The sequence below is a fragment of the Rhodopirellula halodulae genome (assembly GCF_020966775.1).
Classification (GTDB): Bacteria; Planctomycetota; Planctomycetia; order Pirellulales; family Pirellulaceae; genus Rhodopirellula; species Rhodopirellula halodulae.
The window spans coordinates 251295-272495 of record NZ_JAJKFV010000004.1; the positions used below are offsets into that span (position 1 = coordinate 251295).

Below are 21201 nucleotides of genomic sequence, written 5' to 3' on the forward strand. Positions count from 1 at the left end.
GAACGGATCAAGCGTACTGCGTGGGGGCCAAGAACGTTCGTTCTTCGACACCGCTTTCGGTTTTAAAAGCGACGTAGCCATCGGATTCAATTCGCGTTCGTTCTTCTTCGTTCAAATCTTCCTCCAACTGCCGCTGGATCAATTCGGTGTCGATGTACTTGACCACCAACTTCGCGGAAACGGTGGTGGCGACGATCAGCACCGACAGAATTCGCATGCCTGGATACGGCAAGAAGAAAACTCGCGGACCGATCATTCCCGAGACGATTTCGTACCCGCGCAAGGCGACTCGATAATTCTCCAATTGGTCGGTGGATGTCTCCTCCACTTTCCTTTCCAGCTCCGCATTGACCTGATCCACCGTCGCGGCAACCGGCGCCGTCACTTGGCCTTTGTCACAACCCGCGACAGACGCCGCGGCGGCCACCGCTGAAAGTGAAAGAAATTGTCGTCGCTGCATCAAACCGGCCCAGAACGTGAATGGAAGACTCCCCCATTCTAGGCCGCATGCGACTCAATCGTGGGCGCCTAGAACAGCGCCCGAATCGCGACTTCGCGGCAACGCAGCGATCAGATCAGGTGAAACTGTTTGAGAAAATCGCGTCGACTCGGTTGGAAACGCCGGTGCTCTACGTGCTTCAGTTTGCGCTGCCGTTCTTCGAATGCCGGCACGATGACTCCCCAACCACCATTACGAGCGAAGAACACCACGTAGTCGATCTTGTTGGGTGCCCAGCTATTTTGGATCTGCTGCGACTTGCCTTTGTTCAGAAATGACTTGACCTGAATACGAAAAAATTGCGGGCCGTCGGAGATCAACAGATCCGTTTTGTGACCGTGATCGAGCACCGGCAGAAAGACTTGCCATCCATCCTGCATCAGCCAACTGGCAATCAAACTCTCGTACGAGGTGTTCTTGAGAGCTTGATGCGTTCCGGATTGAGTCTTCGTGATTCGTCGCGGCACAGAGTTCACAATCTCGCGAGAGGGCAAAATCGATTCCAAGCGAACTGACCGAGAATGACACGGGCTCTCAAGCTCGACGGGCCACGGGACAGATCCGACTTTTCCGATTCTGAAGCTTACGTCCCCTCGGAAGAGAACGTCCGCTCCACCATTCCAGGCCCGAGTGAAAACGGGCTGCGAACAATTATCCAGTTCGGATTGTGACGTTCCGAACGATCAGCCGGAGCAGGATCCTTGCCCTCGGCGACATCTCACGATTTCTGCACCACCAACCGAGCCGGCTAACTCGTGGGCAGACACGAGTCCAACGTCAGCAAGACAAACGCGGTTCCATACGGTTGGTGGTAATCGTACAGCGGGTAGTCCCACCACGATCCGTCCGTTTCCTGACGGTCCAACATCAGCTTTGCCAGCATGGCTTGATAGGGACCACGTTCGTCCTCGGGCAATAAATCCATTCCCACGGCCGCGTAGTAGTGACCAAAGAAGTAAAAGTAGCCGGCGACCTGCATCCAAGCTTCGTGGGGGATCGGACGTTTTCGGCCAATGTCCAACCATCCGTTGCGGAGGTACAGCCGGCACAACCAAACCTTCACCACGTCGTCGGTGATCTTGGTGTCTCCCCAAACTCGCATCGCCGCGTTGCAACACTGCGACCGTCCCAGACTTCCGCCGGGACGGTTGATCTCACGCATCGGTTGGTATTGCAAGTCTTCGCTGTACAGGTAGCTGAAGTCGGGCTTTTGTTGTCGGCCCAACGAAGCCACCGCGCGATCCACCATTCGTTGTGGCGGAGACACTCCAATTTTGTCCGCTTCTTTCAACGCGACCAAAACCGCACCGTTGACGAAACTGGTGGAGGAGGAGGTCGGTTGGTCGGACTGATACCGGAAATCATAATAGCCCCAGCCACCATCGACCGATTCGTATCGCTGCAGTTTTTCGAACTGGTCCTGGATCAAGTCAACCATCACGGTCTGTTGATCGAGATCGCCTTCGTGCCATCCATGCAATCGCACCAAGGCTTGGATCGAATAGCCATGGCCCCAAACGTTGTACAAAGCGGTTCCATCAGCGCGACGCAGTTTGGGCAATTCACGAAGCAACCATGTCTCCGCCCGCTGAATCGAATCACGAACCCGCGATTTCAAATCGCTCTGTTCGGTTTCTGGCAAGCGATCGAACGTATCGATCAAACCAGAAATGCCCAACGAAGTGGTCGCAGCTCGAAACGCATGATGAGCCCCCGGAACCGGCGCGTAAATATTCAATCCTTTGGTTCGCGTCGGCGATCCCCAGGAACCATTCGGATTTTGATCCGCCAGCATGAATTCGACGCCGCGACGGATCGCTTCGCGAATTTCGGCGGGCGTTGGTTCATCAATCTTCGGTGGAACGGGTGTTTCGTCCAACTCAAACGGACGTTCCAGAACGGCCTCTTGCGCATTAGCCGAAGACATGTCGACAATGGTCACGCCGCCGCAAATCAATCCAGCCATCAACAACCATGCGTTGCAGTGCAATGCCCTTCTCACCGGTAACCAACTCGAGAACCAACTCGACCGCACAGACGCCGCGTGATCATCTGATTGATAGATCATGGTCATTCTCCTAAGGCGTCGAAGACATTGGTTCGAATTCCACCGAGGCTTTCGTCGTCGGCACAACAGAATCATCCACCTTCCCCGAAATTTTCACCACCGCGTCAAATTGCGTTCCCATGAAGGGCACCGGCGAGATTGATTCCAAACTCCCTTTCAGTTTCAGATCAGGATCGATGGTTGGATGCACCATGCATCGATCGCCCGCATTCAACTTGGCGACGTCGGCTTCGCTGAGTGTCAGCCGGACTCGCAACTTACCAGGCTGGACCAGCGTTGCGATGACTTGGTCGGGCGACACTTTCGAACCCGCTTCGATCGGACTTGGTTTCGCATTCAACGCACCACGATTGAGTTCGCCGTAGAGCAAAATCCCGTCCCCGGGAGCTTGCACGACGATCGATTTGCGTTGTTCGCGAAGCTTTTCGTAATCCGCTTCCTTTTTCGCCAAAGCATCCGCCGCCTTGCGACGTTCGAGGTCGCGTTTCTTCTTCGCACTCTCCAGGTCTCGGACCGCTTTCTCGTAAGCGATCTGGGCGCGTTCCCAGGCTGCCTCTTTCTGAGCGTCTTCCGCCGGAATGGATTGCTCGAGCGTTCGTTCTGATCGGATCTTGGTGCTTTCCAACCGGAACTCCGCCGACTCGACCGATTGCTTGGCACGCTTGAGAACAATCTCTTCGGACTCTTCCGTCAAATCATCCGCGTCGTACATCTGCTGGAGCTGCTTCAGCTCTTCCATCACGTTGTCCAGCGACGCCTGCGACATCTTGATATCGAATTCAGCGCTTTTGATTTTTCGATCGCGATCGACCTGCATGTAATTGTCGTAGGCCTGCTTCGCAGCTTTGCGTGTCCGCTCCGCGTCTTCGCGGTCCAGTTTCTGAGCAGCGACAAACTGATCGTAGGCGAATTGATCGTCTTCGGCCGCGAGCCTTGCCAGCCGAATTTCAATTTCAGAACTGGTCATTTTCTCGTCGATGGCCTCGGTATCGAACCAGATCACGGCCTGCCCTTTTTTGACCTTCGCTCCGTGCGGAAGGATTTTCTTGATTTCAAGCTGACCAAACTGATCCAGCCCGTGTGTTAGCTCCCAACTCTTGACCGCCTCCAAAGTGCCTTGCAGCTTGACGACTTCCGCTTCCGGCTCAGCGGACGCGGTCTCGTCAGCGGACTCTTTGCTCTCATCCGTTTCGGGCTTCGCTTGTTCCTTTGATTCCGTCGGCTTCTTGCCCCCGTCGTCCGCCGAGACCACGGGCCCGGATGCAATCGCGAGACAACCAATGACCACAGCAGCCCATAGGGCTGGATTCAACAAACACTTCATGGTGCGGATCTCAAAAGGCAGGAGGTAGAGCCAGGCAGGCAAACGCGACTATTGGCCAGTTCATCAACGAATTGGTCGAGAGAGCGTTCTTAAGCCCCAGTTTAGCTGACCAAGCAATCGCGGTTGCGAAGCAGGCAAGGTAGCCACTCAGCCGCTCGGATCAAACAAAAGAGATTTGCGAACGAACGATCCGCCCTAACCGCTCGACAACGGTCCCCACACCAACACGCTGCGTTTCGTATCCGAAGCCCAAAGAGATAGCCAGAGTCGCAAACCTCGAATCCCCAACGATTCGCACTGAACGCAAAAGGAGCAATGCAGCCCCCACATCGCGAAAGCCAACAAGGCCCCTCAAAGTCACCACAAAAAGAAATCCAGCACGCCCAGGTGTAGACGGAAAAGTCACCTCAAGACACTGCAGAAAGGACTGCTCGGCCGTATCTTCGGTCACGACGAAGCCAAACTGGTTGCCTGTTCCGCGAACTTGGGCCGAAACTTCAGGTGGCGTGCCTGGCGTTGCCAGAGAACCGGCGTCGATTGCGGATGCCGATCAATCGCAAGCGTCTGATCGAATCAAGCTAGCCGGGCTGGTTTTGTTTCTGCTCATTCCGCTGGCCACGGAACAGCAAAGCCAACTAATCAGATGCCGGAACGCTCGGCTAGGCCAATACGCCCAGCAGCGGCAGCGAGCACGGCGGGCCAGCGGGAGTCGGAGCGGACTGAAACAACGCTAGGAGTCCCATCCCGTCCTGTTTTTTCAACTCGAGCCCCCCGTCGCGTTGGACTGGGGTATTCGGTTGCTGTGCGCCCTTGCATCTTTCAATTTGACATAAATGCCATGATTGATTCGGCGGTGCGGTCAAGAAATTTGCTCGCTAACTCTAGGCGTTGTTGTATTCGCTTTGAAGCGAGGCTAGAGTCACTGGATGAAATTAACTTGGCATCACCGAACGACGCCGCTACCCGAAGCGTCGAGTACCTCGCTTCCTTTTGAACACGATTCAAACGTTTGCAAATGCCGTATTTCAAGGGTGGGCCGTGAAGCCTGATCACCCCGCACTTCTTGAGCCAGGGATGCACCCTTTTGATCTGGCGAGTATTCGTGAACGCTGCGTAATCGCTTTCGGTGCATCTTCGACTCGCACGGACTTGATGCGAGGTCTGGAATATGCGTGTGATAGAATAACGGCAGCAAGTATCTACGGTGAACTTTGGATTGATGGGAGCTTTGTCACTCAGAAGGAAAATCCTTCCGATATCGACGCTTTACTCGTCGTACCACACGACTTCCTAAATTCGCCGTCGAGCGAAATGCAGGACGTCTTCAGGTGGCTTCGAGACGGTGACTCAAAGGCAGAAATTGGCTTGGACGCTGACGTAGTGCCAGAGTTCCCTAAATCAAGCTCGATGTATCCGCTTTGGGAAGAGAACCGTCTTTACTGGATGCAAACTTTCGGCACTGGGCACGACGAGAAGACGGAAAAGGGTATCGCGAAAATCAAGTTTTTTGGAGCAATCTGATGTCGATCATCGCATCGCTCAAATACAAGATCAGTGAAACAGACCGGCTGATTCGTTCACATGAGCGGGCCATGGTTGCCTATCCTGAAGATGCGCTCGCCCTGTCATACAGCGTGCAAGCTTTAGTGAAGCAGCGAGAAAAGCTGGTCGCCTCATTCGAGAATGCTAGCAACCAAATCGGACATGAGGTCTGTCGCTACCGACTATTCAAAGATGCTGGAAATCCTTCCGTCGACGCCATCTCAACCGTCCTCCACGAATTTCAGCATCTGGTTGCTATGGTCTTTTGGTCTCTTAAGCGAGATGAACCGTTAACAAAATCGATCATTCCTGCGTCAATTCAAACAAAGACTTCATTTCAGTTTGGCTACTCCTACGTCGGTTCCGTTGGCATCACTCTGACGATACCAAGTGAGCAGATGCTGTTTGATGAATTGTCTGACTTAGACGAAAGTGTTGAGACGGTATTTGGCATCGCTGCAGCGGAGGACGCGGATGTGATTAGTGAGTACGCAGCCAAGCTTGGTAGGCCAGTGATTCAATCGGCTTTCAAATGGGCGACAGCGAACGTTAAGCATGGCGTCGGATCGGACATCAAGTGGTGCAGAAACGGATCGATTCGACACGAAATGTTCATCGAGTGCCAAAAGTTTCAGCGTTTCAAAGATGCAGTCGAGTCCACAGGGGAAGAGAGTGTGGCGCAAATCAAAGGGACAGGAACACTGCTCGAAGCTGGTGTTCAGCCCAAAACGTTTAAGCTGTCAATTGACGGAGCCGACGACGTTGTACGCGGAACTTTTGAAAATGCGATCGACAATGAACACAGAGCCGAAGTTCCCGGCAGATACTCGTTCGTCCTGAGTCGTACGTCTCGCGTGAGTCTTTCAACAGGCGAGGAGAAAGTCAGTTACGTTCTGACTGAGTTGACCCCAGTTTAGAAACGCATGCGGCGTGCAAATTCCCCGGCCGGCGCGAGTCGTGCCGTGCCGTGCCGTGCAGAAACGCGACGCCAACGACGATATCGGACGCTGACGACAAGCTACCTTTTTAATCTAAGCTGAATCAACGCCCTGATCTTCAGGAGGTAATTACAAGCCGCGAGTAGGTTGCCTGGCATTACACGGCAAACGATATCATCAAGCACTGGCGGCTAGTTGTTAGCCGAATCCTTCGACAACTCAAAGTTTGCTGCGATCCATGACAATTCGTACCACGCGCCGCGAGACGTTAACACTCAGCCCTCGGCACGAAGCGTCCGTCCGTTCTTTCAAGGTGAAACTACAAACCTAGACGATTGTCGGATCGAGAATCAAAACTAAACCCAAGCTTCGCAACCTGATGTTGCTGTCCTTACGATGCTCACGGGTTTTGTGCTTGAGAACGCAAATCACCAAGCTCGCTTCCAAACGTTGTGACCAGCTTGCCATTCGCACCTCACTTGTAGTTCAAGTCCGCGTAGTAGCGATTGAAACTGGTGTTGCCTTGGCAGTTCAGCAGACAGCGAGCAACAGTCAGCTGCTTGGGTCGAATGACCGTTTCGATTTCGCCTGGCGGAAAGTGCTTAAGAACTGAATACGGAACCGATACAGAGGCCACCGACACAAATGGCCAGAGCGGAGTCTCAGACTCATCCATATTCACTGATCCACCAGCGGCTTCAATGGTAGCAATCAATTCACGGCGTCCCGCCTCTTTGCGAGCGAGGATTGCGAACCCCACAGCACAGACAAGCAAGGCAACCAGCATCGCTTGAATTGAAAACCGGATTCGAAATGAAGACTGCAATTTTTTCATTTGAGATCGATCCGTTCGAAGCAACTTCATGACAACGAAGCAAGCCAACGACGATAGGCTGATGCAGCCAACATTGTTGCATTCGGCAACGAAAAGGCCAGTCAGAGAACAATTGTCGCATCAATGAACACTTCGCGGTTGCACCGCCAAGAATCGGCGATGAACCAAGCAAACCAATGACCAACCCGTACAAAACGCCGCCAGAAGTTGACGATGATGACTTGCGGCTCAAGGAACGCCAACGCAAGATCAGCCTTCCGCACCTCGTCGCGAATTTTCTTCTCTTGGTGGGAACAGTCTGTTCATTTGGCGGGAAAGCCACCGCAGCAGCCTGCACGTTGATCACGGCTGCTCTGATCCTGATTCATGAACGCTTCAGCGCGGCTCGCTGAGCACCGCCGCACCAACGATGCAAAAAGAAGCGGTGGATCAGAAGATAATCCGTGAGTCCCCGAGCACGGATGCCAGAATTGCAGCCAAAATGAACCGTGATCGAGACACCCAAAATTTGTGTTACACAGGTGCTGTTGATTCGTAGTTGTTGATTCACAACGGAGAACAAGGCACGCCCAGGTGGATTCGAACCACCGACCTACGGATTAGAAGTCCGTTGCTCTATCCAGCTGAGCTATGGGCGCGAGGAGGGTCGCGGGGTGGCGACGGTCGGCAGTTTAAACCACCCGTTTCAATTTGGCGAGTTGACCTGGACGGTTTTGATTCCCTCGAAAATACAGCTCAATCGCTCGCGGTGGTGGTGTCCGCGTAGGACCAACCGCATTCTGGGCAAGCGTCGTCGTCCTCCGCCATTTGATTGCCGCACGCGAGACACGCGTCTTCGTTCGAACTTGCCACCGAGTGAAGGCGGGCCTTGGATTGCGTCCGCAATTGGCTGGCGATCTGTTTTGCGTGGTTCGATTGCGACTCGGGAACCTTCACTTTGATGCCTCCATAAGCCCCCGAGTGCATCCAGTTCATTCCGACCGTGTGATTGTCGACCAACTGAGGCGTCAAGCCTTCTCGCGTTAACAACATGGCCAACATCTCCGCGTCGACCACGTGATCAAAAACATCCACGACAACATATTCGGTTTGCATCGGATCAGTCTTGGTGAGAGTGAAGTGTGAAGCGTGCCGAACCAAAGTCATCCGAGCGGGGCTCGCCCTCGAAAGGTAAGAGCGATCGCAGGCACACCATGTTGTTAATTGGTTGGCTTCGAAAACCATACGACTGGGCGCCAAAAATCTTGCTGCAAACTCTGTTGCAACCCCGCTCCGAGACGACTCGCGGTGGTCGATGACGAATCTTGGCAAAGAAAACCTCGGTTGGCTCTGTTCAGGTGCGTAAACGGTTCCAACAAAAAAACGGCTCGAGAAAGCTTGTTCCTCGAACCGTTCGGGTCTTTCAAATTTGCGAAGAAGTTTTACTTCGTCGCGATCGGATCGGTGTAGATCGCGTGGTTGGCGTTGCCACCCGCTCGCAGGTAAGCGACCAAGTCCGCGATTTCCTCTTCGTTCAGCGTGTCCAACAGACCGTTTGGCATCATGCTGACTTGCGACTCTCGCGTTTGGATCACTCCTTCGCGATTCACTTTGGTCAACGACGACGGATCCAACATGTTGGTCATCACGCTCAACTCCCCGCCTCGCATGTTGATCACGCGGCCGGTGACGACTTCTCCATCCTCGGTCAGGAACTGAGTTGAGCCGTATTGGTCACTGATGACCTTGCTGGGTTCGATGATCGAAACCAGCATGTCACGTGGGCTGAATTTCCCGCCGGCACTGGTCAAATCGGGTCCGAGAATCCCGCCCTGCAGTCCCATGCGGTGACATTTGTAGCACTGCGCCGCCGCAAACATCGCCTTGCCGTTTTCGAAGTTTGGTTTGCGAGCCGAATCACTGACGACGTTGACCAAGTCATCGACTTTCCACTCTTTCACAAACTCACGCGGCGGTCCGGCAGCCACCTCGGCGGTCGACTTGGGTTTCGCGAGCACGTCGGCCAAGGACTGCTTGTCTTCGTCGGACAACGCGTCCACGGTGACCTTCTTGATATTGTCCAAGAAACCACCAAACGACATTCCGCCGCGAGCGGTCTTCATTTCGTTGAACCACGCCAGGTAGTCACGACGAAGGTCTTGGCTCCAACCTTCTTTCGCGGCACGCAATGCCATGGCGTAGTGGATCTGGCTTTCTTGGCTGGGCGAATTCTGCATCGCGGCCAAGACTGATTCGGTCGATCCGGGAGCGTTCAGGTAGATCGCCATGATGGCCAACTCACGATCCAGTGAATCCACACCGGACGGGAATTGCCCCGCAATCTTGTCGAGCAATGCCGCCCGCTGCGAATCGCTGAAGCCGCCCAAACGAATCGCTACCAAACCGGCAGCTCGCAGGTAGTCGATGTTCTCATCCGCGGTCAGCATTTCCAGCTCAATCGACTGCAACGCATTCACCGCGTCGACTTGGTCCGAAGCTTCGCCAGTTCGGGCCAAAGCGACAACGCCCAGGATTTTGGCCTGACCGGATTCCGCATTGAGAACAGCGTCTTTCCAAGCGGCGGGCGAACGATGCTCCAGGGCAATGCGAGCCGCGAATCGGATGGCTCGGTCTTCGTGCCCCAAGTTTGCGATTGCCAACTGGATGGCATCTTCGACGCTCACGTTCAGTGCGTCGTCATCGACGTGCAATGCCTCGATGCGATGCCGCAATTCGCGGAGCTGTTTGGCGTCTGCGGTGACGGCAGCCGGTTTGGTCTCATCCGCTGACAGATCACCGGTGTAGCGAATGCGGTATAGACCACTTTGGGTGCCGCGACCTCCGATTGCGAAGTAGAGGGCACCGTCAGGGTGAATCACCAAATCGGTCACCGGCAGCGGTGCCGCGGTCGCGAAAGTTTCGTAGCTTCCCGTGTAGCTCGAGCCATCTTCGCTCAGGTGCACGGCGTGGATATTGCCGTAGCTCCAGTCGGAGATGAACAACGCGTTTTCGTATTTCTTCGGGAATTTGGCCCCGTAACCGAACACGATGCCGGTGGGTGAACCAGGTCCGATGTCGACGGCCGAACCGAACGAATCAGGATAGTATGCGGGCCATTTGCCCGTCCCGTTTCGCCATCCAAATTCGGATCCACTGATCACATGATTGATTCGTGTCGGGCGATACCAAGGCGTGCCGACGTCCCATTCCATGTCCGCGTCGTAGGTGAACAGTTCGCCTTGGCGGTTGAGAGCAATGTCATAGGGATTTCGGAAACCGGTCGCGATCAATTCAATGTCGCTGCCGTCTGGCTTGAGCGAACAAATGAAACCACCAGGAGCCATTCGATTGGCGTTGTGCCCGCGGGCGTCGGGCATGCGACCGAGCAGGTGATCCTCGTCCCAAACTTCCGGCACTCGCGAATGAGCGATGTTTTCCGGCAAGTTCGTGTTGTTCCCGGCCACCATGATGATGCGTTCGCCATCGGGTGTCAGGATCAACGCGTGAGGCCCGTGCTCGCTGCCGCCATTGAGCGGAATGATGTGTTCTTTCTTGTCGTATTGGTCGTCACCGTCGGTGTCGGTCAGACGCCACAGCCCGCACGGAAATTCTCGCGCGTTCACGTTCGCATAAAGCGAACCGAAAGCACACAACAACCCTTGGGCACCGACGAACTCGATGTCCAACTTCTCCACTTCGGCTTTGCCCGAACTCATGTCGATGCGGAACAGGCCACCGGATTGGTCGCAAGCGATCAAGCGTCCTTTCGGGTCGACGGTCAGACTCACCCAGGAGCCTTCCGTGTCAGCGGCAACTTCGTGGATCAGTTCGACTTCAAATCCGTCGGGAACTTTGAATTGATCGGCGGGAGTCACACCCAAGCCAGCTGCCGAAGCAGGGGTGCTCAAGACCAGCGAAGCACTCAGCAGACCGGCGACGACACCGGCGCGAAGGATGGAACGGCCAGCCACACGAGCAAGTCGGGACACCGAGGTTCCCGTGCGTGCGGACAAAAGGAGGGATTTCATGGGCGAAACGTTTTGCCGAAGTGTATGGAGGGAGGATGAACGGTAGGACCGTCCGTAAGGCCGGGGAAAGGACCACAGCGTCCCCGGACGAAGTCCATATAGTAACCGCGGATCCCCTAAATCGCCAACCAATCCGGGCCTCTGAATCGGCGACGTGACGGCGCTGTTTCGCGTCTCGCCGGCACAAACCAACCTGAAATCGGTCCCAGCCGAAATCGTCGTCGTCCAAAACCCGCGATCCCTTCGCCGCGGAACATCGGTTCACCTGCCCGTTTGGTCTCGACATGCGGCGTGTGGGCTTGCTACAGGCCAACTGGAGCCTGCGTTCTCCACTTGGTTATGTTTGTTTTTTCCTGGTGCCTGTCATGATTACCTGGATCGGAATGCCCTTTTTGTCCGCCTTTGCTTTTGTGATGGGCGGGGTCTTCATCGGTCATCTGCTGTGGTACCGCGATCGAACGCGTGACCTGAATGCGGTCAAAGACGCGGAAAAGAAATACGCCAAGGCCAAAGCAGCGGCTCGCAGTCGCAAGCATCATTTCCTGGGCCTGCAAACCGACATCGATTCGCTGACCACCAAACGCGATGAATTGTCAGCCGAGAACGAACAACTGCGACAGTGGTTGAAAGATCAGAAACAACTGACCGGACAAGCCAAGACTGAACTCGGGCACCTGCAAACCGAACACAGCCGTTTTGAGCTCGCCGCCAACGACGCGGAGAAAGCTCGTGACGCGGCACTCGCCTCCGTCGAAAAAGCGGAACAAGAAATCGAATCGCTCCGCGCCGCATTATCGGACAGCGAAGCCAAGTTCGAAGAATCCGCGGCCAAAATGCGTGAGTTGGCTGAGACCGCCAAAGCCACCGGCGACGAACTGTCCAACCGTGAAAAGCAACAGGACTTCCTGAAGCAAGCCAACGAGCAATTGCAGACCGAGAACGCCGATCTGCAGTCTCAATTGGAAACCACACGCGGCGAAGTTTTCGCGATCAACGAAACGGTTCAATCGCTTCAGCAACAACAGACCACGCTGCAATCCGAACTGGATGCAAAGGCAACCGAATACCAAGACTTGATGGCGGAACTGGATTCGTCCAAACAAGAAGTCGAAACGTTGACGCAATCTTGCGAAGCGTTGCAACAACGTGTCGAAGACGCCATCACCCAGCGTGACGCGGCGATCCTGCAACGAGACCAGTTTGCTGCGGAACGCGAAAACGTGGCTAGCGAGTACGACGAAACCGACCAACGCTACACCGAACTGCAAAAAGAGTATGAGCACCTTCGATCGCAACACGAAGTCGCGATCCAGAACGCTCTGCGGCACGAAGAAGCCACCCAAACCGTGCAGGCGCAACTGGAAACTCGCGTCGAAGAATGCACACGTCTGGAAACCAACCTGCAAGAACAAGAATTGAAATTGCAGGCGATCCAAACCGAACGCGACGAATTGATGGAAGAGCTGGAAGAACGCACCCAACGAATCCAAGAAGCCATCGACAGCCGCGTGGAAGCCGACACGGAACGCTCGCAGTTGGAACAACGTTTGGACAGCACGATCGCGGACCTGAACGCCAAGCTCGAAGAAGCCACCTCGCGATTGGAAAGCACGGAAACGTCGCTCGACCAGACCAAAACCGAATTGTCATCCACCGAGACGAAGCTGTCACAAGCCGAGTCCCGTTTGCAACAGGCACAAAGCGAATTGAGCTCGACCGAGTCGCAACTGGAAACACAAGAAGCCTCGCTGAATCAAACTCGCCAAGAACTGGCAAGCCAGAATTCACAATTGGCCGAAACGGAATCGCGGCTCGAACAGAGCGTAAGCGAATTGCAAGAGACAAAGTCACGCTTGGAATCGACGGAAACGTCGTTGGCCGCCGCCATCGTGCAACGCGATCGTCACGAAGAAACGCTGAAAGAAATTCACGCTTCCACCGAACAATTGCGGGCGGAAGCCAAACAACTGGAGAGCACCATCACGGCCAAGGACCAAGCCATTGATGAGCTGCAAGCCAACCTGAAAGATCAACAAGACGCCGTGGCGCGTCACCGCGCGGAACTGGAACGACTGAACGCCATCCGTCCCGAGTTCGAGAACTTGAAACAGTCCGTCACCGATCGCTCGCAAGAAGTGCAACGGCTGACCCAACAGCTTGCTCAGCAACAGCAGCGTGAAACGGAACTTCAGTCGGAGATCCAACAACGTGATCAGCAGGTTCAATCGCTGCGTCGTTCGCAAGAACAATTCGAAGCACGCGTCAACGAACAAACCTCGCTGGTGCAACGCTTGACCCAGGAACTCAAAACGTCCAAAGAGTCGCTGCAAACGGCCCGTCAACACGAACCTCGTGCCGCGGCCATGCAAGCTCAGGTCAACGACCTCACGATGGAACTCAAACGAGTCTCCGCCGAACTGGACCAAAGCCTCGACACCAACGCGGAACTGCAAGAACGCATGAAAACGTTGGAAGGCAAGTTGCACGAAAGTGCCGCGATCATGCGAGACCTCCGTCGCAAACGGGCTCACGTTCCCGTGTTGGAACCCAAACAGGAACAACGCCGCGCGGCGTGATCACATCAGCATTTCTTCGCGGACTTTGGTGAGATACGCCAGCATGGGCCGCGGACGCCCTTTCGCGTCAATCACTCCGGCGTGCGGCGTCATGTGAGGATGCTGGTCCGACCATCCGTCCCACACGACCGCATGTACGACCTGCTTCGACAACAACGTTTGAATCAGTGGTTGGACAAAATCAAACTGTGCCTTCGCCCAAGCATCGGGTTCCCCGTTGATCTCGGGTGACAAAGGCCGCGTCTGCATTGGCAATCGAGCCGCTGCGTCTTTGCCGGGTGCTCCGGCGACTGACAATTGCACCATCAACGGTGCGTTCAAAGTCGCCCAGCGGTCGATGATCTGACCAAACTCGACGGCGGACCGCGGGTGAGTGTCACCGCTTTCAAATCCGAATCGAAAGTTCAATCCGATTCCGGCCACGCCCAAACCGCTTCTCAGCAAGGCATCGGCGAAATGCAGTGGGCTGATTCCTTGTTCATCACGAGCCAAGTACTCGCCACAGGGTTGATCCAACGACATCAACACGGGTGTGTTGGGATCACAACGACGAATCGTCTGCAACACGCCGATTGAAAATCGCATGACTTGTTCGTCATCCAAACCCAGCGGTCCGGCGACGTTCAATCCTGACGCGGCATTCCACAAATTCACTCGGCCGCGAAATTGCTCGACGGTTTTCTCGACGAACCCCATCATCGTCGACATCAATTTTTCGAAATCGTCTTCGAGCAGCGTCAGCCAATCGGGCAACAAGCCTTTGCGGTAATCAATGATTGGTCCGCCAATGACTCGCAATCCCATTTGGGCACACGCGGTCAAGGCTTCGTCGACGGGTTCGTAGTTGGGTCGGCCGGAATCCGTTTCAATTTCACCCCAACTGATGCGAACGGCGGCGGCGTTGAACGCTCGCGCGATCGTGGTTTGTTCGTCGATGGATCCGGATGCGGTGCCGGATTGGATGTCGTGGGTGACTTCCGTGGCAGGCAGAGGCGGCAGGACTCCCACGGCCAACATGGTGCAAAGCCGGCTTTCGCGACTGCGTCGGTAGGCAACGGATTGAGTGGAAAACAGCTCCCCCAATTCGCTGGATGCTAATTCCAGGGACTCGATCGCTTCCAAAGCCGCATCCACGCAGGCGGGATCATCCGGTGCACACTGCGCGGCGTCGAGGAACCGTTTGGTGCCGCGGGTCAACAAATCGTCGAAGCGATCGTTCAGGACCAATCCGCCACGCTGCCACACGTCGGCTTGAACACGAACGCGATAACAACTGCCGCGGGCCAATTCGACAAACAACCGATGGGCGGAATCCAAACACCGCAGACTGCACGTGCTGAGTTGGCGATAGCCGATCGATGGAATGGGACAGGTCAAAAACAGCTTGGCCGAAGTGTCGACTCCGCGAGTCAGCGTGAACCGCCCATCCGAGTAGGAATTGCGGGATTGCCAGGGCACGCCTTCGATGCCGCAGAGGTACGCGTCTTCCCAACGACTCGACAAAAAGAGCTCGTTTGCTGCATCAGGGACATTGAAATGCATTTGCCCCATGGCAACCAACGCTTCAAAAAATCAAACGAATTCGAATCAAGTGGGGTCCAACAGGACCGGAATGGAACGCCCCAAACCAAATGAACGAGAATGCAAAGCCTGCTTGGCGATGCATGGGCCCCGTCGCGGCTCACATGGTAGTCGGTTCGGTCTCTTTTCGCGAGATGGCAGGATCCGCCCCCTAATCCTCCCAAACGGTTGATCGCGTTGGGTTGCGGCATCGCGTCCAAACGTCTGCGCGTGTACCCTGTTTCGCTCGTTTTTGAATCGCTCCCGCTGAAAAGCAAACTGAGAAGCAACACGAATGGACTGGATCGCGGAAGACCAACTCGGGTCGCTAGGATTGCTGATGGGCGAGGCGGTGGAGCGTCTCGTGGATTCTCACGATGAAGGCTTCGATTCGCGAGCTGCGATGCTGACGGTGAAGACGCCCACGCTGACGCAAGGCGACCACGGCGTCCGATTTGATTTTCAAATCGTTGGGAATCGCGAAAAGCAACAATCGGTGGCGTTGGAGATCGTCCCCTCGGTGGACGACGACGATCCGGGCGGAACTAGCGAACTGACCAGCCAGTGCCATTGCGGTTGTGTCGCCTTCCTTCGCGACCAATCGTGCCCGCACACCTTGGCCGCCGCATGGTGGTTGCAAGAACAGATCGCGCGTCGCAGTGGCAACGGCCAACTGATCGAGTTCCTCGGTGGCCTGAAAGCCGATGCGGTCGCCGCCGGAAAACAGTTCGTCGATGAACTGCTTCGCCGTGCCAAGAACTCTCGCCCCGCCGCACCGGACGACGCCGAGCCCACTCGATTGCAATGGCGAGTGCGAATCAACATGGCCTCGCAAACGGCACCTGTGACCATCACACCGTTTGAACAGAAACAACGCAAAGGCGGCAAAGGCTGGACGAAGGGCCGCGAGGTTCGCAGCTTTGACTTGCTGGATCAAAACTTGTTGACCGATCCGCTGGATAGCAAGATCGCATCACTGACCTCCGTGCCGACTCACGGGGTGCATGACGACAACTATGGAATCTTTGAAGCGCTGCGATTGCTGGCCGGTCATGAAAACATTGCTTGGGACGATCAGAACGCTTTGCCAGTGGAAGTCTTCTGCAGCCAACTGACACTGACGTTGCAACCGGTCGAGGTGGAACGCAAAGACAAAGCGAATTCGAACAAGTCCAAGAAAAGCAGCTCGGCGAAAAAGAACAGCAAAGCCACCTCGCGAAAATCGGCTCGCGGTTCATCGAAATCCGCCGAAGAGTTGCTGAACCAATCCACCGCAACGTTGACGATTGATGAGTCGGAGCTGCCTCAAGCACCGGCGACGGATTCGTTGGTTCCCGACGAACTGCTCGCCGATGACGAGAAGGTCGAGGTTCAGTTTCAACCTCGTTTGTCGGTCGAAGGCATCGACATCAACGTGCAAGAATGCGAAACGGTGGTCGGCGGTTTGAGCCCCGTGGAACCAGCCATCATTTTGGCCGACTCGGAAGATGACCGCATCGTGTTGTGCACGCTGACCGATCCCGCCGCGATTGGCATCGTTCAATTTCTAATGCGAGAAGACTACCGCGACACATTGCTCGATCATGCAACGGCTTCGCGTTTGGCTTTGGCGGCCGGTGCGATCGATTCGCTGATTCGTGTCGAACTGCCGCCTCAGTTGGCCGGCCCAATTGTTCCCGCTCCCTGCGAATTGGTGCTGCAGTTGCGGCCGCGTCCCGGAGCCGGGCTGAAGGTTTCGCTGCGTGTTTACGAGACGCGACTGCGTGATTCGTTGATTCCCGGCGAAGATCCCGAGCTGGTTCCGTGTCTGGCAGAAACCGGTCCGATCCGATTGCAGCGTGACTTGAAGGCAGAACTGGATTCGGCGGAAAAGATCGTGCAAACGTTTGGCCTGAATCGTTTGTCACACGACAGCACGATGGAGTGGGTCGCGTTGACCGACCACGCCGCATTGGATTTGCTGGGACGGTTGCACGACGCCGGTGAGGATGCCCCACGCATTGTTTGGCCCGAAGGCGAAACGTTCCGTGTGCGTGGCGAGATCACTCCAAAGTCGCTGCGGATCAAGATCGACGATTCTCCCGACTGGTTCGGCATGACCGGGACGGTCACGGTCGACGGGGTCGATGTTCCGTTGCAAGACTTGCTGACGGCGGTTCGTGAAGACCGGCAATTGGTTCGTGTTGGCGACCGTCGCTTTGCCAAAATCAGTGAAGCGTTCCGCAAACGATTGACGCAGCTTGGCGACACGTTGGTCAGCGAGAAAGGCCAACTGCGTTTGGCGGGTGCCGCGGTGCCGCTGGCTCGTGATGTGTTGGGCGATGACGTGACGCTTGAAACCACGGCGGCGTGGCATCAGGCGATCGAGCGTTTGGATTCACTGCAAGACTGGAATCCCGATCACCCGGACGGATTGGACGCCACGCTGCGTGATTACCAACTGGATGGTTATCGCTGGCTGGCACGGCTGAGTCGCTGGGGCGTTGGTGGTGTCTTGGCCGACGACATGGGTTTGGGAAAGACGGTGCAAACGTTGGGCATTCTGGTGGAGCGAGGATCCGGCGGCCCCGCGTTGGTCGTCGCTCCCACCAGCGTCGGTGAGAACTGGGTGCGAGAGGCGGAGAAGTTCACGCCCGCATTGACCGGCAAGCTTTACCGAGATTGCAATCGCGACGAAGTGATCCAAAACGCAGGCCCGGGCGACTTGCTGATCGTCAGCTACCAATTGCTACAGCGTGACGCCAAACGTTTTGCCTCCCGCGCGTGGCACACGTTGGTGCTCGATGAAGCTCAGTTCATCAAGAATTCGCAAACCAAAACTTCGCAGGCCATTCGCACGATCCAAGCCGACTGGCGATTGGGATTGTCAGGGACGCCACTGGAGAACCACCTGGGCGAACTTTGGAGTTTGTTCCGCACGCTCAGCCCCGGACTGCTGGGATCTTGGCAACGATTCCGAAGCCGCTTTGCCGAACCCATCGAACGCCACGGCGACGCCGACCGACGCGAATCGCTGGCCCGGCTCGTGCGTCCGTTTGTGTTACGACGAACCAAGGACAAGGTGCTCAAGGAACTACCACCTCGCACGGAGATCACCCTGCGTGCGGAGCTGTCGGCGCCGGAAAGAAAACTGTACGAAGACGCTCGCTTGGCCGCGTTGGCCGAACTGACCACCGGTGGAGCCGCTCCCAATCACGAAGGTCGTCGACGCATCCAGACATTGTCTTGGCTGACCCGACTGCGACAATTGGCGTGTCACCCGTCGCTCGTGGAACCGAGCTGGAAGGGCACATCGTCCAAACTGCAATTGATGCTGTCGTTGGTCGACGAGCTTCGCGAAGGCGATCACCGGGCATTGGTCTTCAGCCAGTTCGTCAAGCACCTCAACGTCGTCCGAAACGCATTGGACGAACGCGGCATCACCTACCAATACCTCGACGGTGCCACACCATCGCATGAACGCCAGCGTCGCGTCGATGCGTTTCAAAACGGTGAAGGCGATCTGTTCCTGATCTCGCTGAAAGCGGGTGGAACGGGCTTGAACCTGACCGCCGCTGACTATGTGTTGCACTTGGATCCATGGTGGAATCCAGCCGTGGAAGACCAAGCCACCGACCGTGCCCACCGCATCGGTCAAGAACGCGCGGTCACGGTTTACCGATTGGTCGCTGAGCGAACGATTGAGGAGCAAATCCTTCAACTGCACGCTGACAAACGTGAATTGGTGGCGGGCGTTCTGGACGGAACCGACGCGGCAGCCAAACTGCAAACGCAAGACTTGATCGACCTGATCAAAACCGAAATGTCTTGACCGCGATTCAGTTGGTATCGCACCAATTCACAAGTCGATGACGACCGAACGCCGCACCGGATTGGTCTCGCCATCCGGTGGCTTGACGGGTCATGAGCTTGCAAAGATCGCCTTGCCTTCGCAGAGCCACACCGCACTGCAACGCATACTGCCTGGCATGTCCGTGGATCCCACCAATGTGCAAAGCCGCGAGTTGGGGCACCCGGCTTTCCCCGTGATTGGCATCGACTTTGCGGCCTGTGTTCTCCTGAATTCACGCACTGTGCAGAAAACGCAGTGTCAAATTGTGACCCCAAAAGGAGACCGAAATGACAAAGCGAATTCCAACACGAAAACGTCTTGCTCTCGCCATCGCCGCCGGCTTGATCACTCCCGCCGCAGCCACTTCCACCGCCCATGCCGGTTTCGGCTGGGAATGGGAACACGGTTCCCCATTCTACGAAGACGATGCGTGGTACGACGTCAGCGAATGGTTTGACGGAAACGATTACAACCCAACCGATGAAGCCATCGGACGCTGGGACAACGAAACGTACGATGCAAGCGAAGCCGTGACGTCTGGCGATGCAGACAACGACATCAACTGGACCGAGAACGACCACGGCTACTATGCCGACACGGAGAGCGGTGACACTTGGTTCTACGATTACTACGACTACGGGTATTCGGACTACGGTGACGCCGATGACGACGGCAACTACGACTACACATCCAACTACTACGACTACGACAACGATGGCGTGTACGACGCGTTTGCCTCCTACACGGACACCGATGGCGATGGCGTGTTCGATGACGCGACCTATGTGTCGTTTTCGGACGATGGCGGCAACGACCAATCGCAACGAGAGGCACAGCAGAAAGCTGACCAACAGAACCCTTCAGCGAAGAGTCAAAGCTTTGCCGGTCGCATCACGCGAGCCAAGCAAGTGAAGACTCCTGCCACCACCAACGTCGTGGTGGAACTTCAAAATCAAGACAAGGGTCAATCGATGATCGCGGACCTTGGTCCCGCGGACAAACTCGACCGAATGCCGCAGCTCAATGACCGGCTGACCGTGAAAGGCACGCCGTTCAAGACAGGCGAGCGCGTTGTGTTGTTGTCTCAGACGATCCAGCACGAAGGCCAGCAAATGCAGGTTGAACGCAGCGGTCGTGAGTACAAGGGCAACGTGCAAAGCACGAAGACCGTGAAGATCAACAATCAGGAACGCCAACTCGCAAAGCTAAGCACTGACAACGGCAAAACGATGTTGGTGGACTTGGGATTGAAGAGCAAGCTGGACAAAAACATCACCGAAGGCAGCCAGATCACCGTGACTGGTCCCGCCATCCAGGTGAAAGACCGAGTAATGCTGCTTGCCAATCAAGTCACGCTGGACGGTGACACGATCGACATCACGCGAATGGCGAAGAAGTGAGCCCGCGGACATGTCCACCAATAAAATATCGCCAATGCGTCCGAGCTATCTCGGACGCATTTTTTCGTGCTCCGATTATGGAGCATGCAATGGATGGCTACGTTTGCACGTCGCTTCTCGAAGCGTGACCAACCGAGCGGCCGCAGACTGCCAGCTTCGATTGGCGGTGCTGAATCCCCCGCAAGCTACTTGCGTTGACCGACAATCCGTAGAAGAATGTTTGATCGCAGTATGTTTGCGTTTTCTTCCCCCTCTCTTAATGAGTCATCGTCATGTCGCGATTCTGCTATTCAACCATGTTTGCATTGGGCCTCATCTTCTCGACCGCCGGTTGCGGTGGCGGAAGCAACGAAGTGATCGAAGACACTCGTACGCCTGCGGAAATCGAGCAAGAGCAAGCTGAGTACGAACAACAAATGGAAGAATCAATGAACACGGGCACCAACAGCTGATCAGCCATTTCAAATGGTTTCGATTGCTCACGGCGTTGATTGATGGCTAGTCGCAAAAATCGTTTGTCCCCTGCTGTCTCAACGCCCGCGAGTCCCGAGGCTGCACCTGCAGCGAAGAACCGTTTCTCTTTCGCGGTTCTCTTAGCGAGCATTTGTGGGCTCGCTTTT

The 21201-nt window shown here is 55.6% G+C and carries 16 protein-coding genes and 1 tRNA gene; 8 read left to right on the forward strand and 9 right to left on the reverse strand.

Translation table 11 applies throughout. From position 1 onward, the window contains the following. Window positions 1–7: 7 nt before the first annotated feature. From LOC70_RS04860 to LOC70_RS04870, 3 genes are all read right to left on the reverse strand, one after another. Window positions 8–460, reverse strand: coding sequence for a hypothetical protein (locus LOC70_RS04860; protein ID WP_230252227.1), 453 nt, complete (start codon window positions 458–460; stop codon window positions 8–10). Between the two features lie 110 nt (window positions 461–570). Continuing rightward, entirely contained in the window at window positions 571–966 is a 396-nt protein-coding gene (locus LOC70_RS04865) for a hypothetical protein (protein WP_230252228.1), read from the reverse strand. 281 nt (window positions 967–1247) lie between these two features. Next, window positions 1248–2426 (reverse strand): hypothetical protein, encoded by a 1179-nt coding sequence (locus tag LOC70_RS04870; protein ID WP_230252229.1) that lies wholly within the window; start codon window positions 2424–2426, stop codon window positions 1248–1250. Between LOC70_RS04870 and LOC70_RS24210 the strand changes: the two genes are divergently transcribed. Continuing rightward, window positions 2425–2547 carry a hypothetical protein gene (locus LOC70_RS24210; RefSeq protein WP_255715433.1) on the forward strand — a complete coding sequence of 41 codons (123 nt, stop codon included), beginning with the start codon at window positions 2425–2427 and terminating at the stop codon, window positions 2545–2547. The genes LOC70_RS04870 and LOC70_RS24210 overlap by 2 nt on opposite strands. A gap of 30 nt (window positions 2548–2577) precedes the next feature. Here LOC70_RS24210 and LOC70_RS04875 read toward each other — a convergent pair whose 3' ends face one another. Next, entirely contained in the window at window positions 2578–3891 is a 1314-nt protein-coding gene (locus LOC70_RS04875) for an HlyD family efflux transporter periplasmic adaptor subunit (RefSeq protein ID WP_230252231.1), read from the reverse strand. A gap of 1038 nt (window positions 3892–4929) precedes the next feature. Between LOC70_RS04875 and LOC70_RS04880 the strand changes: the two genes are divergently transcribed. Together LOC70_RS04880 and LOC70_RS04885 are read left to right on the forward strand one after the other, a co-directional pair. Beyond that, entirely contained in the window at window positions 4930–5412 is a 483-nt protein-coding gene (locus LOC70_RS04880) for a DUF6932 family protein (protein ID WP_230252232.1), read from the forward strand. After that, complete coding sequence (locus LOC70_RS04885) at window positions 5412–6350, forward strand: hypothetical protein (protein WP_230252233.1); 939 nt, start codon at window positions 5412–5414, stop codon at window positions 6348–6350. Before LOC70_RS04880 ends, LOC70_RS04885 begins: the two co-directional genes overlap by 1 nt. Before the next feature lie 496 nt (window positions 6351–6846). Here the strand turns inward: LOC70_RS04885 and LOC70_RS04890 are convergent, their stop codons facing one another. Further along, window positions 6847–7206, reverse strand: a complete 360-nt coding sequence (locus LOC70_RS04890; protein ID WP_230252234.1) for a hypothetical protein — start codon at window positions 7204–7206, stop codon at window positions 6847–6849. Between the two features lie 176 nt (window positions 7207–7382). On the opposite strand from LOC70_RS04890, the gene LOC70_RS04895 reads away from it, so the two are divergent. After that, complete coding sequence (locus tag LOC70_RS04895) at window positions 7383–7598, forward strand: hypothetical protein (RefSeq protein WP_230252235.1); 216 nt, start codon at window positions 7383–7385, stop codon at window positions 7596–7598. A gap of 172 nt (window positions 7599–7770) precedes the next feature. Here the strand turns inward: LOC70_RS04895 and LOC70_RS04900 are convergent. The 3 genes from LOC70_RS04900 to LOC70_RS04910 form a co-directional block, all read right to left on the reverse strand. Beyond that, window positions 7771–7844 (reverse strand) — tRNA-Arg (locus tag LOC70_RS04900). 97 nt (window positions 7845–7941) lie between these two features. Continuing rightward, complete coding sequence (locus LOC70_RS04905; RefSeq protein ID WP_230252236.1) at window positions 7942–8301, reverse strand: hypothetical protein; 360 nt, start codon at window positions 8299–8301, stop codon at window positions 7942–7944. Window positions 8302–8627: 326 nt separating this feature from the next. After that, window positions 8628–11213 carry a c-type cytochrome gene (locus LOC70_RS04910; protein ID WP_230252237.1) on the reverse strand — a complete coding sequence of 862 codons (2586 nt, stop codon included), beginning with the start codon at window positions 11211–11213 and terminating at the stop codon, window positions 8628–8630. A 365-nt stretch (window positions 11214–11578) separates the two neighbouring features. On the opposite strand from LOC70_RS04910, the gene LOC70_RS04915 reads away from it, so the two are divergent. Then, window positions 11579–13789 carry a hypothetical protein gene (locus tag LOC70_RS04915; protein ID WP_230252238.1) on the forward strand — a complete coding sequence of 737 codons (2211 nt, stop codon included), beginning with the start codon at window positions 11579–11581 and terminating at the stop codon, window positions 13787–13789. Here LOC70_RS04915 and LOC70_RS04920 read toward each other — a convergent pair whose 3' ends face one another. Then, window positions 13790–15340 (reverse strand): glycoside hydrolase family 10, encoded by a 1551-nt coding sequence (locus tag LOC70_RS04920; protein ID WP_230252239.1) that lies wholly within the window; start codon window positions 15338–15340, stop codon window positions 13790–13792. Between the two features lie 304 nt (window positions 15341–15644). Between LOC70_RS04920 and LOC70_RS04925 the strand changes: the two genes are divergently transcribed. The 3 genes from LOC70_RS04925 to LOC70_RS04935 all read left to right on the forward strand — a co-directional run bounded on the left by LOC70_RS04925 (window position 15645) and on the right by LOC70_RS04935 (window position 21033). After that, entirely contained in the window at window positions 15645–19160 is a 3516-nt protein-coding gene (locus LOC70_RS04925) for a DEAD/DEAH box helicase (protein WP_230252241.1), read from the forward strand. 308 nt (window positions 19161–19468) lie between these two features. Continuing rightward, window positions 19469–20581, forward strand: a complete 1113-nt coding sequence (locus tag LOC70_RS04930; RefSeq protein ID WP_230252243.1) for a hypothetical protein — start codon at window positions 19469–19471, stop codon at window positions 20579–20581. 272 nt (window positions 20582–20853) lie between these two features. Beyond that, on the forward strand, window positions 20854–21033 hold the full coding sequence (locus LOC70_RS04935) for a hypothetical protein (protein ID WP_230252245.1): 180 nt from the start codon (window positions 20854–20856) through the stop codon (window positions 21031–21033). Window positions 21034–21201 lie beyond the last annotated feature (168 nt).